This window comes from Saccharospirillum sp. HFRX-2 (genome assembly GCF_043196805.1).
Classification (GTDB): domain Bacteria; phylum Pseudomonadota; class Gammaproteobacteria; order Pseudomonadales; family Natronospirillaceae; genus Saccharospirillum.
On sequence record NZ_JBEBMU010000003.1, the window covers coordinates 173,138 to 187,204 of the forward strand.

Sequence of the window (14,067 nt, forward strand, 5' to 3'; positions counted from 1 at the left end):
TCGAGTGCGATGCAAGACGGCTTCGGCCAATGACTGCCTGTCTGAAAACCGCCTTTAGAGCGGAGCAGGGATGAAGTTTGGGCGCAGGGATGCGCCTGTTTTCCCACATAAGTATCTTGCTAAGAACGCCGCTACTTCCAGTGGTTTTTATTGCGCCTCAAGACCTGCCTAAAAATGACGTGATATAGTCCCCAACTTCCACCACCGGCACGGAGCCCACCCCATCCATGACCCAACGCCGCGAAAAAGGCTCTTCCATCCTGCGTGTGCTCGACATCCTTAAAACCGTCAGTCTGGCCGAACGCGGTGCTTCCTTGCCGAGCCTGATCGACGAACTCGATATTCCCAAAGCCACGGTGCATCGTCTGGTGCAGCAGATGGAAGAAGCGGGTTTTTTGCAGATCAATCTCAAAGGCAATGTGGTGCCCGGGTCGGCGTTGCAGGAAGTGGCCTTGGGTGTGCTCAGCAGCAACGAGGTGAAAATTCAGCGTCAGGCGATTCTGCAAGGCTTGGCGCGGGAAGTGGACGAAACCTGCGGCATTTCCATCCCTAATGGCACCGACATGCTGTATTACGATCGCGTTCAGGCCAACTGGCCGTTACAGGTGCATTTGCCGGTAGGCAGCGAAGTGCCGATCTGGTGTACCGCCAGTGGCAAACTGTATCTGGCGCTGTTGCCCAAAGCCGTGCGCGAGCGGGTCATTCGCAACCTGCCGCTGGATAAGCGGGCGCGCAATACCGTGACCGACCCGAGCGAACTGGCCACGGAACTCGAACGCATCCGGGCGCAAGGCTTTGGCACCGACAACGAAGAATTTATCGATGGCATGGTGGCGGTCTCGGTGCCGGTGCGCACCGGCGATGGTCAATTGGTGGCTTGCTTGTTTGCGCACGGCCCGGTGATTCGCTGCTCGCTGGACGAGTTAAAAAGCCATATTCCGGCCATGCAACGCGCCGCCACCGAGCTCGGTCAGGTGCTCGATGGCGTGAAAAACTGAAATATATTTCAATAATGAGATTATTTGTCTCATTATTTTGACTTTGGTGCGGGCTCCCGCTAGGTTGTTTAAAAAAACAACAACCTTGCGGAGCCCGCTCAATGACCTTCGCCCAACCGCTCGCTGATCCAATTTCCGATACCCCAGTCTGTGTGCTGCCCTGCGCCGATGTGATCGGCGAAAGCCCGATCTGGTGCGCCCAATCCGCCACCCTGGTGTGGGCCGATATCGAAAGCGACCGCATCCATCGCTTCCATCCCGCCAGCGGCCGGCACAGCGAACATCAGGTCGATATCGGCATCACCGCTTTGGTGCCGACCGACGCCGGCGACTGGATTGCCGCCAGCCGCAGTGGCCTTTACCGGCTCGATGCCGATTTCAAAACCACCGCTTTCCTGCTCGACCCTTGCGCCTACCAAACCGACATCCGCCTTAACGATGCCATCGCTGACCGCGCCGGCCGGTTGTGGACCGGCAGCCTGTGCGAGGCTGATTTAGCGAGTCCCAAAGGGGAGCTCTTTCGCCTGGATGCCGACCTGAATTGCACCGCTGTCGATGCTGGTTTTGCCGTCGCCAACGGCATCGCCGCCAGCCCGGATGGCAAACGCCTCTACGCCGTCGATATGTTCCACCGCCAGGTGCGCTGCTACGACCTGAACCCGGTCAGCGGTGAACTCGGGCCAGCGCGTATTTTCACCACCCTCGCCGAGGACGAAGGCAAACCCGATGGCCTGTGCTGCGACGATCAGGGCGGGCTCTGGGTGTGTCACTGGGGCGGTGGTTGCGTCAGCCGTTTTGCGCCCGATGGCAGGCTGAGCACGCGCATTCATCTGCCGGTTTCCCAAGTCACCCGCTGCACCTTTGGCGGGCCGGACCGGCGTGATCTGTTTATCTGCACCGCCCAGTTTGAACTCAGTGATGCTGAGCGCGCCCACGAGCCCGAAGCCGGCGGTCTGTTCCATATCCGGGTGCCCTGGAGCGGGTTGCCTGAAGCGCAATGTAACAGTGACGGGCAGGAGCCCGGCGCGGTTAAGGAGGTTGCCCGATCCTGAATTTCAGCCAGACCTGACCGGACTGACCCAACAAAAAACTCAGCCGGTCTTACGCCAATCACAGTGCGTCCGAACGATCCGTGCGTCGTTCGTTCGGCAAGGAGATCACAATGAAAACAATAAGAAGGATGCTGTTGGCGACGCTGCTGTCGCTGGCCGCCGTGCCATTCGCCTTTGCTCTGAACGGGCCGGGCCTGGGCAATCTCAACTACAACGCGGGCGAGCTGTACCAGCGCATTTCGCTGGTCGATGGCTCGCTCGGTATTCCCGATAATTCCAACGACCCGGCGGCCGTGTTCGGCCTGAATCTGGGTTATATGTACAACGGCTATTTTGTCGGCATTTTCGCGCCCGACCACGGCCATTCGTCCGGCGGCTGGCTGGTGCTGGATGTGTCCGATCCGCGCAATCCGACGCAGGTGGCGCGCAAATACGATTCCACCTACAGCTTCGGCAACGCCTACAACGGCTACAGCAACGGTCAGCAGGATCCGCACTTTTTAGGTGAGACCGGTGACTTCCGCGAAAACCACGGCACCGGTTTTTCCATTCAGAATGGCCGTTATTACGCCGCCATTCCCACCGGCTACGGCGTGGAAATCTGGGACTTCACCGACGTTGGCCCGGGCGTGCCACCAGAGCGCGTCACCGCTTTCGATATTCCCAATATCGCCGCTGGCGATTACACCAACACCTCCTGGCAACTGACCTGGCAAGCGCCGTATTTGTATGTCGCCAATGCCAACCAGGGCATCACGGTGATCGACACCAGCGACATCAACAATCTGGAAATCGTCAGCCGCACGCCGATTTCCCTGCTCGGCGGTTTCCGCATCGGGCCGATCTTTGCGATGGGCAACCATATGGTGGTGTCGAGCATGGACACCAATGGCCGCGTTGCCAGCATCGACATCAGCGACCCGGCGCAACCGCAATTGCTGGCAACCTATTCGCCCGGCCAACGCTTTTACGCCATCTGTTTTAACGGCTCCCAGGTGATGTTCACCAACCGTGGGACTCCGGCTTACATGCAGGTGGTCGATATCAGTGACCCGACGCAATTTGTGGAACTGAGCAAGAACGAACTGCGCATCGATGAGGCGCTCTATTGCGCGACTCAGGGCGACCGTTATTTCTCTGGTAATCAGGAAGACGTCAGCGTTGTCGATATGAGCACGCCGGCCGATCCGGTGTTGCAGGGCGCAGGCACCTTGAGCGTCGGTGGTGGCAGCGACCATGGCCAGGTGTCGGTATTCGGTAACCTGGTTTATATCGGTAACGACCACGGCGGTGGCAATGGTTTTATCGTCCATCAAACGGCCGCCGATTCGACCGGTCCCAACGTCACTCAGGTGAGCCCGCGCGATGGCGCGACCAATCAAGGTTTGAAAAGCCGTATCGGTTTGGCGCTGGCTGACAATGCGCTGATCAGCTCGCTCGATAACACCACCTTCATCGTGCGCGAACAGGGCAGCAGTGTGCCGCTGGCCGGTCAGTACAGCGGTCAGGCCGACATCGTTAACTTCACGCCCGATGCCGCCCTGCAGGCCAACACCACCTATGAAGTTATCGTGCCAGCTGGCGGTATTACCGACTGGTCCGGCAATACCACCGATGTCGCCTTCAGCTCAACCTTTACCACCGGCGACGGTTCCGGCTCGGCCGATTGCAGCGAGAACTGCCCGATTGGCGGCGGCACGGCCAGCGCCAGTACGACGCAATCCGGTCACCCGGCCAGCGACGGTAACGACGGCGATTACAGCACTCGCTGGACCGCCAGCGATGGCTCGGTGCCGCAATGGTTCCAGGTCGATTACGGCACGCCGCACGAGTTCTCCGGCGCCCAACTGACCTTCGAATTCGGTGGCGAGCAACACAACTACACGATCGAAGTCTCCAGCGACGGCAGCAGTTGGACCCAGGTCGCCGATCGCAGCAACAACCCGGAAACCACCATCCAGCAGACGCTGACGTTTGCGCCGGTCACCGCCCAATACATGCGCGTCAACTTCACCTCCTTGCCGCCAAGTTCCTGGGCCGCGCTGTACGAATTCAGCGCGCTGCAACCGGTACAGGGCTGTAATGCGGTGGGCAACGAAGTATGCTTTGTGAAGCTGATTGCCGATTCGGAAGTCAACGGCGAGGCCTGGACCTCGGTCGCCGAACTGACCGTGCTGGATAGCAATCTCAACGCGATTTCGGTGGCCAATCTCGACCTCTACGACGTCGACAGCGAAGAGCTGGCCGGTGAAGACGGTTCCGCCTTTAACGCTATCGACAACAACCCCGCCACCTTCTGGCACACCGAATGGCAGGCGGCGAATCCGGTGCATCCGCATCACCTCACGCTGAAGCTGGCCGAAGGTCAGGTGCTCGGTGGTATCGATTACCTGCCGCGCCAGTCTGGATCCAACGGCCGCATTGCCAACTACCGCGTTGAAGTCAGCGCTGACGGCAACAGCTGGACGCAAGTTTCCAGCGGCACCTTCGCTGATTCCGCCACCGAGCAACGCGCCTTGTTCGATGAGCTGGTGCTGCCATTAAGCGTCGAATTGCCCGCGCCCGGTGCGGTTGAAGCCGGCCAGAGCGTGCAGTTCGCAGCCGATGGCGAAGGCGGCGACGGCACCCTGGAATACGCCTTCGACTTTGGCGATGGCAACAGCCGCGGTTTCTCCACCGATGCCACCGCCAGCCACAGCTACGCCAACGCCGGCCACTATCCGGTAATCGTCACGGTGCGTGATGAAAGCAACAACACCGCCAACGCCAACCGGTTGCAAACGGTGCATCGCACCCTGACCGCGAGCGCACCAACGCGCGCCTCAAGCATCGCTCAGGCCAACGGCCGGATTTATACCGCCAATACCGATGCCGGCACGGTCACCGCGATCAGTGCTGCAACCTTGCAGGTGGACTGGGAAGTCAGCGTCGGCGACAAACCGCGCACTCTGGCCATCGCCAATAACGGCAATGTCTGGGTCGCCAACCAGGGCAGCGACAGCCTGAGCGTGCTCGATGGCAGCAGCGGCGCTGTGGTGACCACCGTCGATCTGCCGCGCGGTTCGCAGCCTTACGGCGTGGTGTTCAATCCAGCCGGCTCCTCGCTGTATGTCAGCCTGGAAGCCAGCGGCGAATTGCTGTCGCTCGATACCGGCACCGGCGCTCAGCTCGACAGCCTCGATGTCGGCGCAACGCCGCGCGGTCTGGCGGTCTCGGCCGATGGTCAGAACATCTATGTGACGCGCTTTATCTCGCCGGTGCAGCCGCAAGGTGAAGTCTGGCGGGTCAGTGCCGCTGGCCTCAATCTGGCGGAGACCATCGTGCTGCAAAACGACACCAGCACCGTCGATGGCGAAGACCGTTCCCAGGGTTATCCGAACTATCTGGCCTCGGTCACCATCTCGCCCGACGGCGAACGCGCCTGGGTGCCATCGCAGAAAGTGAACACCGGTCGCGGTACTTTCTTAAGCGGTGAAGCCCTGACCTTCGAGAGCACGGTGCGCACCATCGTCTCGCAAATCGATCTGGCGACGCACGACGAAGACTTCGCCGCCCAGTTCGATTTCAACGATTCGAACCTCGCCACGGACGCCGTGTTCACACCGCTCGGTGACTATGTATTTGTCGCGCTCCAGGCCAACAACAAGGTGGAATTGCTCGATGCTTACGCCGGCTCCAGCCTCGGTCAGCTGATCACCGATCGCGCGCCCAAAGGTCTGGCGATCAGCGACGATGGCCGCCGTCTGTACGTGCACAACTTTATGGGCCGCAGCGTGGAAGTGTTCGATACCGGCGGTCTGATCGACGGTACCAACTTCCTGGCATCGTCACTGGCGCTGGTCGATACCGTCGGCAGCGAAGCCTTGTCAGCGCAGGTGCTTAACGGCAAGCGCATCTTCTATAACGCCGACGACACCCGCATGGCGCTCGACGGCTATCTGACCTGCGCCTCCTGCCACATCGATGGCGATTCCGACGGCCGCGTCTGGGACTTCACCAACAGAGGTGAAGGCCTGCGCAACACCCGCAGCCTGATCGGCGCCGCCGGCACCCGCGACGGCAATGTGCACTGGACGGCGAATTTCGACGAAATCCACGATTTCGAAAACGACATTCGCGGCGAGTTCGGTGGCAGCGGCTTCCTGTCGGCGGCCGACTTTGCCGCCACGTCCGATCCGCTCGGTGCAGCCAAAGCCGGACTGAATGCCGACCTTGATGATCTGGCGGCTTATGTCACTTCGCTCGCGGAAACACCGGCCAGCCCGTACCGCAACAGCGATGGCAGCCTGACCTCAGACGGTGTCGCCGGCGAAGCGCTGTTCAACAGCCTGAACTGCGCCTCCTGCCACAGCGGTGACTATTTCACCGATGGCCAGCGCCACGATGTCGGCACCATTCAGGCCAGTTCCGGCCAGGGCAGTGGGCAATCGCTGGCGGGTGTCGGATTCGACACACCGTCGTTGCTCGGCCTCTGGTTCAAAGCGCCCTACCTGCACAACGGCCAGGCCGCCACACTGGAAGACGTACTCGATTCCAGCAGCCATGGCGGCACCGATACCTTAACGCTGCAACAACGCCAGCAACTGGCCAGCTATTTATTGCAGATTGAAGGACCGGACGAACTGCTAATCGGCACCGGCCGGCTGCAATCGAAATCCAGCGGCCGCTGCGCCGATGTGGAAAGCGCCGGTAGTGCCGACGGTGATGACGTGCTGCTCTGGACTTGTCACAACGACGCCAACCAACGCTGGCAGGCCACGCCGACCAGCGCCGGTTACCTGACGCTGACCGCCGAGCATTCCGGCAAATGTCTGGACGTGGACGGCAACTCCACGAGCGCCGGCGCCAATGTCCAGCAATGGACCTGCAACGGCGGCAATAACCAGCAGTGGCTGCCGGTCGATACCGGTGACGGCTACTTCCAGTTGCAGTCGCGCTTGAGTGGTTTGTGTCTGGGCTTGCTGAACGACGGCACCGCCAATGGCGTCACGCTCGAACAGCAAACCTGCTCCAGCAGTGACGGCCAGCGCTGGCGCCAGAACTGAACGAAAAACACCGGGGGCGTCAGTGAACGCCGCCGGGTAATCGTTCGACCGGTTCGCGCTGCGCCACCAACAATGGCCAATCCGCTTCCGGATGCGCCAGGCAATGAGTGCGCAGCGCAAAAGCCTCGGCGATGCGAGCTGAGGTCAAACTTTCCTTAACGGGGCCGAGCGCCAATGCTCGGCCCGTTTTCATTAACAACACCTTGTCGGCGTACTGCGCCGCTAAATTAATGTCGTGCACGATGGCGAACACACCGATATTTTGCGTCGTTAATTGCCGCACTAATTGAAACACCTGATGCTGATGCGCCGGGTCTAAACTCGCCGTGCATTCGTCCAAAAATAAATAGCGATTTTCCGCCGTGGACGACAACAACTGGTGCAGCACCCGCGCCAATTGCACGCGCTGCATTTCGCCACCGGAGAGCGTTGGAAATAAACGCTCGGCAAGATGATCGGTGCCGGTTAAACGCAGCCGTTCCAGCGCCAGTTTTTTCTCCACTGCTTTGCGTTTACGACCGTAAGGCGTGCGCCCGAGTGCCACCACTTCCCAGACCTGAAACGGAAAATGCAGCGGACTCGATTGCGGCATGACGGCGCGAACTTTGGCTAAGTCGGCGCGCGAAAAACGGCTCAACGAACGTCCGTTCAGTTCGACTTCGCCGTCCTGCATCGGCCATTGGCCGCTGAGAATTTTCAACAGCGATGACTTGCCGGCACCGTTGGCACCGAGCACGGCGACCAGTTCGCCGGGCTTTAGTTGCAGGTCGATGCCCTCGACCAGCGCGCGTTGGCCGGCTCGCCAATAAAGATTGCGGGCGTTAATCATGGTTCAGCGTCCTGTCGTTTTGCCGCAGCAATAAATAGAGGAAAAAAGGCCCGCCGATCAGCGAGGTGATGATGCCAATGGGCAACTCCGCCGGCGCTACCACGATGCGGGCCAGGATGTCGGCCCAGACGAGCAGGGCGGCGCCGACGATACCGGACAGGGGAATCAAAGCCCGGTGGTCGGGCCCGATGGAGAGCCGCACCAGATGCGGCACCACCAAACCGACAAAGCCGATCATGCCGGCGACAGAGACGCCAGCGCCCACGGCCAGGGCAGTAAAAATAAACACCAGACGGCGAATGCGATGCGGATCGATGCCCAGGTGTTCGCACACAGCTTCGCCCATCAGCAGCACGTTCAATGCCGGTGCCAGCAACGGAAAGGCGATCAGCGATACCACTATCCAAGGTGCCGAAACCGCCAGATCACGCCAGGTGACCGAGGCCAGCGAACCCATGCTCCAGAAGGTGAAAGAGCGCAGCGCCGCGTCGTTGGCGAGAAAGGTCAGAATGCCGGACACCGCCCCGGCGAAAGCGGTGATGGCAACGCCGGCCAGGATCAGGGTAGTGATCTGGCCGCCGCCGGGCGTGCGCTTGGCGATCCAGTAGATGATCCAGGTGACTGCTAACGCGCCGCCGAACGCCGCCAGCGGCAGCGCCAGAAAACCCAAGGTCGCCATCCAGCCGGCGAGCAGCGTATTGCCGAGCACGATCACCGCCAGTGCCGCCAAGGCCGCGCCGCTGGACACACCGATCAAACCCGGATCGGCCAGCGGATTGCGAAACAAACCCTGAATCGCCGCGCCGGCCATGGCCAGAGACGCACCGATCAACATGCCCATCAGCAAGCGCGGCGCGCGGATATCGCTGAGCACAATCTCCACATGGCGCGGCAATTCGATGGCGTTACCCGGCCACCAGCGCAGCGACCACAAACCGAGCTGATCAAGCGATACCGGCACCGCGCCAATCGCCAGCGCCATGACCACGGCCAGCGCCAGCAGAGCCGTCATGGCCAACGAAAACGGCGTGGTGTTCATAAAGACTCGGCCATGCGCTCCGCCAGTTGTTGCAGCGACCAGCCCAGACGCGGGCCGAAGGCCAGTAGGTCGATATCATCGACGCTGTAGATGTGGCCGTTTTCCGCTGCAGCGGTCAGGCGCAAGGCCGGGTTCGCGGCCAGCGTCGCCAAATCGTCCTGGCTGTGAAACACCAGAATGGCGTCTGGGTTGGCCTCGATGGCGGCTTCTGGCGTCAGCGGCTTGTAGCCCTGAATATCGCCAAAGGCGTTGTTGAAACCGGCGACTTGCAAAGCGCCGTTGGCGAGCGTGCCGGTGCCGGCCACCTGAAAGCCACGCGAGCCGCCGTCCATCACAAACATCACCTTCAATTCGCCGACGTTTTGCTGCAACGCCTGTTGCGCTGCTCTCACTTCTTCGTCGACTTCGGCGGCCAGTTGAACGCCGGCGTCACTCAGACCGAGCGCATCGGCGGTGGCCTGAATTTTAGTTTTCAGGCCGTCGAGACTGGGTTCGTTGTCGAGAATGTCGATCTGCACACCGGCGTTCTGCAATTGCTCCAGCGCATCGGCCGGGCCGGCATCTTCGGTGGTGATGATGCGCTCCGGTGCCAGCGACAAAATGCCTTCGGCCGACAGCGTGCGCATATAACCGACGTCGGGCAGTTCGGTGGCCGCTTGCGGATAAATCGAAGTGGTGTCGACGCCGACCAGCCGGTCTTCGGCGCTGAGCGCATAAACGATTTCGGTGATGGAGCCGTCGATGGTGACCAATCGTTCGGCCTGAACCAGACCGGCCATTGCCAGAGTGGTCAGCGCGAGCAAAGCGGACTTCAGCCTCATGCCGGCACCTCCTCGGCAGCAGTCAACTCATCCATCAGCGCCCGCCAGTCGGCGCGTTCAGCATTTCCCTCGTGGCGTTCGCCAAAGAACTGCACGATGGAATTGCCCTGGGCATCGAAAGCTTCCAGGGACGTCACCTGACCATCGCTGGTCGGACGGCGGATTACCCAGGCGGAGTCGATCGCCTCGGTGCTCAGATGCAGGTTGAAACCCGGATCGAGAATGTTGAACCAGGGGCCGGTGCGCAGCAGTTTTTGCGGCACTTTGGTGTGAATCTGCACGGCGCCGGCGTTGCTGACGAAGGTCATCAGCGGGATGGCGCGGTCGCGGCAGGCGGTGATGGCGGCTTCGCAAGCGCTGACATCGACGCGCTCGGCCAGTTCCGAACCGGCCGCTTCGAGTGCGCTCAAGCGGTCCGTTTCATGGCGTTTCAGCAAACCGTGGAATTGATGCACATCGGTAATGGCGTTCCATTCGCTGCGGAATTGATCGACGTTTTTTACGGCGCGACGCACCAGCTTTGCCGCTTTTTCCAACGCTGGGGCCTGAGTTAGCTCGGCGCTGTATGCGGCCACCAGCGCATTCCAGGCGTCCGCATCGGTCGCGTCTTTGCGGTAGATCTTGATCACCGCCGTGCCCGTGGCATCGAACACCTGCAAGCTGTGGCGTTCATCTTCTTCCACCGCCACCACAAAGGCCCATTTGGAGAAGAACAACCGCTGGTCCTGAGCGCCGAGAAACAGCCCGGTCTGCTCGCCGCCTTTGAGTTCGCCAAAGGCGCCCGTGGTTTCGTGCACGGCGTTATCGTTACGCACCAGCGCCATCACCGTGCCCAGCTTGGGCAGGTTGCCGGCCAGTTGGTGACCGCTGACCGAGAGCCAGGTCACGCCGTCGCCCAGACGGGTCAACAGCAAATCCAGTTCGCTGACGTTTAGTTGATCGGCAGCGTTGCGAATGCGCAGTTTGGGGGTATCAGCCTTGAGCTTGGCCCAGGCCTGAGCCAGTTCAGCGTGAATCATGGTGTGCCTCTAAGGGTTGTCTGTTTTTAAGAATGATTCTCAACTCTGTTGACGAGAGCGTGGTTGTTTCTATATCGTAATTGATAAGTATTTGCATTTACAAATGGTTATCAAAAGAAATGAAGAGAGTCAGCCAACCCTCGTCAGGGCGTGCGTTTCGGTGCGCCATCTTGCCCGCACTGCTGGTCGCCACGGGCGCCGTTCAAGCTGAACAAAGCCTCCAGAGCGCCGATAAGCCAGAGCTCGACACCGTTGTCGTCACCGGCACGCTCAGCGAAACCCTGATCGAAGACAGCCCGGTGCCGGTGCAGGTGATCAGCCGCGACGCCATTGAAAGCAGCCAGGCCGCAACGCTCGAAGATCTGCTGGGCGATGTGCCGGGCATTCAGTTGATTCAGACGCATGGGCAGACCGGGTCGTCGATCATGCTGAATGGTATGGGTGAAAAACATGTCCTGGTGCTGGTCGATGGGGTGCCGCTGAACCAGGCTAATCGCTCGAACATCGACACTCGCAAGGTGCGGTTGGCGAATGTCGAACGCATTGAAATTGTTGCCGCCAATGCGTCCTCGCTGTACGGCAGCGCGGCCATGGGCGGGGTGGTGCAGTTGATCACCCGCCAAGCGGAAGATCCGGGCTATGAAGTTGGCATTCGCACCCGTCAAGCCGAAGCCAGTACCGACCGTGGCCCGACCCGGACCGATGTCGATGGTCGCGTGGTGACGCCCTTCGTCGGTGGGCAATTGGCGTCGACTGCGTCGCTGTCTTATGACACCGGTTTTGATCGCACACCCGATACCTGGGAAGGCCAAAGCGCCAGCGGTCTGTCCTGGTCGCTGGACGAACGCTGGGACCTGCGCGGTGATGTGAATCACAGCCTCGGTTTTGGCTGGAGCGGCTGGGATTTATCGCAACCCGGTGAACACGCTGTGACCGGCAACCCCAACGAAAACTCGGTGTTCGAACAACACCTCACCGGCCAATACCACGCCAAAAGCGACAAGGCTGAAATTATTCTGGCCGGCGGTTTAGGTCGCGGTGTTTCCGAGCAAGACAAGATGGCAACCGAAGAGGTCGACCTGACGCGCACCTATGAAAGCTGGGATGCGTCCATCGACAGCCGATTGTTTTTCAGTTGGGCATCGCGCGATCAGGTCGTCGGTGCTCGACTCGGTGCGGCTTATCTGGGGCAGACCAAAGAAGAATTGGGCCAAGCGGATGTCAAAGAAATTGAACCGGCGGACCAGCAAAGCGTTGAGGTTTATGTCCAAGACGATTGGTTCGTCGGTGAGCGGGTCGAGATCGTCACCGGTTTGCGTGGCCATTGGGAAGACAGTTACGGCCTGCATTGGGCGCCGAACCTGGCAACGCGATTGGACTTATCCGAACAGCAATTTATTCGCGCCAGCGTCGGCCTGGGTTATCGCGTTCCGGATTTAAAAGAACGTTTCTATTTGTTCGATCACAGCCTGCATGGCTATCGCGTGATCGGTAATCCAGATTTGCAACCTGAGACATCTTTGAGCGCTCAGGCTGAATGGGTGGCTGGCCCGGCCTCGGTCGAAATCTTTGTGCGCGACGTTAAGAACTTAATCAGCACCCGCGAAGTATCCAGCAGCGGCGGCATCACCGATTACCAATACAGCAACGTCGAAGAAGCCGATATCTGGGGCATTAACTTAGGTCTGGATGGCAGCTGGAAATCGCACTCTTTATCAGCCGAATTTCAGTGGCTGTATGCCGAAGACAGCCTAACCGGCGAGCGCCTGGCGCGCCGCCCGGAGTATCACCTTGGCCTGAATCATCAATGGCAATTCAGCACGCTAAAACCGCATCGACTCAACACCCGCCTCACCCATACCGGGCCGCAATTTTATGCCGCCGAAGAGAGTCAGCCGGTCGACCCTTACACCTTAATTGATGTCTCTCTGGCAACCGAATTAACACCCGCCATAACGCTGACCGTTGGCGTCGACAACCTGACCGATGTCTGGTCGGAAACGGCGCGCAGTCAAGATCCTTTGCCCATTGCCGGGCGTGAGTATTTGGTCGCTGTGCGATATGCGCCGCAATAACTTTTTTTAAAACATTAAAAATAATGGGAGGAGATATGACATTTTCTAAACTGGGATTGCCGGTGCTGTTTTCCGTCTTGGTATTGGCAGGCTGCAATCCGACTGAGGACGGTGAAGAAGGGGCGCAACAAATACCCATCACCGACGGTAACAGCATTTTTGGCAGTGCCTTTGCGACGGATCGTTTCACCAATGCCTTGGTTAAAAACCCTTGGTACGCCTATGACCTGAAGGGCGGTCATGGCATTTATCCGAACTATCGTGTGTTCGTTTTGAAAAATGCGGGCGCTGCGTCTAGTGATGGCGACATTGTTACGCTGTTTCAGATGTCAAACTACTACAACGATTCGGATGTCAGTGGCCATGTAACTGTTCGATACCGACAGCTGGAACCCTTGGAAGCGCACACCATTAATGAGATTGAATTGGATGCATCCGCCGGCGCGGCGTACTTAGTCTTTGATGAAAGCGGCACTTCTGAAGGCGTATCAACGAGCGACTTTGATCTCGCCTTCAGCAGAACTTCCGTAACGCTCGGTGAAGACCGACAGGTGGCGCTAGCGGCCGCGCAAAGCCAGTACTACAACAGTAATGGCAGCGCTAATGTGTCGGTGTTTACCAACGCAAACTCAAGCGATAAACCGGGCAAGGCTAACGACGTTTTAGCGGCAAGTTACGACCTCAATGATTTGTCGTTTACGGGCGATGAATTTGAAGCGGCGATAAATCGTGAAGGAACAGCTCTTGTGCATGGAGCGGCTAGTCCAAATGCCAATGTTGCCAATCCAGGCAATGTACACATTATTCGCTCTGCGGAAGGCGATAGTTTTGCGAAAATGAGTGTTAAGAAATATACCTACGATTTTATGCCAAATCATACGATGTCCATCGAGGTCGATTTCTTCGTGCAAGGAAATAGTGATGGAACGTTCAGCGATACCGCTGTGACGTGGACAGCAACAACGGGTGGTACGGCACCACTTCCAGCAAGTTGTTTTGACTTCGATTCGGGCACTACGGTCAGCTGCTCTGGTAGTGTTTGGGATGTGCAGTTGACTGGCGACGGCACTTTCCTCCTTAACGGCGGTGAGTCTGGTAACGGAAGCGCTGCAATTTATTACGGCGTAACGATGTAAGTTTAACCTTCATATATCACCATCAAGCCGGGCCCAGCCCGGCTTTTTCATAC

At 59.2% G+C, this 14,067-nt stretch carries 9 protein-coding genes; 5 read left to right on the plus strand and 4 right to left on the minus strand.

What is annotated here, in order from left to right; translation table 11 throughout:
* The first annotated feature begins 227 nt into the window (after positions 1-227).
* From ABMA60_RS09155 to ABMA60_RS09165, 3 genes are all read left to right on the plus strand, one after another.
* Positions 228-998, plus strand: a complete 771-nt coding sequence (locus ABMA60_RS09155; RefSeq protein ID WP_392801860.1) for an IclR family transcriptional regulator — start codon at positions 228-230, stop codon at positions 996-998.
* Between the two features lie 101 nt (positions 999-1,099).
* On the plus strand, positions 1,100-2,050 hold the full coding sequence (locus tag ABMA60_RS09160) for an SMP-30/gluconolactonase/LRE family protein (protein ID WP_392801863.1): 951 nt from the start codon (positions 1,100-1,102) through the stop codon (positions 2,048-2,050).
* A gap of 110 nt (positions 2,051-2,160) precedes the next feature.
* Positions 2,161-7,095 (plus strand): RICIN domain-containing protein, encoded by a 4,935-nt coding sequence (locus ABMA60_RS09165; protein ID WP_392801865.1) that lies wholly within the window; start codon positions 2,161-2,163, stop codon positions 7,093-7,095.
* A 19-nt stretch (positions 7,096-7,114) separates the two neighbouring features.
* Here ABMA60_RS09165 and ABMA60_RS09170 read toward each other — a convergent pair whose 3' ends face one another.
* Genes ABMA60_RS09170 through ABMA60_RS09185 form a run of 4 tightly spaced genes read right to left on the minus strand, consistent with a single transcriptional unit; the run spans position 7,115 to position 10,803 of the window.
* Entirely contained in the window at positions 7,115-7,924 is an 810-nt protein-coding gene (locus tag ABMA60_RS09170; protein WP_392801867.1) for a heme ABC transporter ATP-binding protein, read from the minus strand.
* The gene (locus ABMA60_RS09175; protein WP_392801871.1) at positions 7,917-8,963 is read right to left on the minus strand and encodes a FecCD family ABC transporter permease; all 1,047 of its coding nucleotides are present in this window, start codon (positions 8,961-8,963) and stop codon (positions 7,917-7,919) included. The genes ABMA60_RS09170 and ABMA60_RS09175 overlap by 8 nt, the downstream gene beginning before the upstream one ends.
* Entirely contained in the window at positions 8,960-9,784 is an 825-nt protein-coding gene (locus tag ABMA60_RS09180) for a hemin ABC transporter substrate-binding protein (RefSeq protein WP_392801873.1), read from the minus strand. The genes ABMA60_RS09175 and ABMA60_RS09180 overlap by 4 nt, the downstream gene beginning before the upstream one ends.
* On the minus strand, positions 9,781-10,803 hold the full coding sequence (locus ABMA60_RS09185; protein ID WP_392801876.1) for a hemin-degrading factor: 1,023 nt from the start codon (positions 10,801-10,803) through the stop codon (positions 9,781-9,783). The genes ABMA60_RS09180 and ABMA60_RS09185 overlap by 4 nt, the downstream gene beginning before the upstream one ends.
* A 170-nt stretch (positions 10,804-10,973) precedes the next feature.
* Here ABMA60_RS09185 and ABMA60_RS09190 point away from each other — a divergent pair, with 170 nt between their 5' ends.
* Positions 10,974-12,878: a TonB-dependent receptor plug domain-containing protein gene (locus ABMA60_RS09190; protein ID WP_392801878.1), complete on the plus strand. Its 1,905-nt coding sequence runs from the start codon at positions 10,974-10,976 to the stop codon at positions 12,876-12,878.
* Between the two features lie 35 nt (positions 12,879-12,913).
* Positions 12,914-14,014 (plus strand): hypothetical protein, encoded by a 1,101-nt coding sequence (locus tag ABMA60_RS09195; RefSeq protein WP_392801881.1) that lies wholly within the window; start codon positions 12,914-12,916, stop codon positions 14,012-14,014.
* Positions 14,015-14,067: the final 53 nt, after the last annotated feature.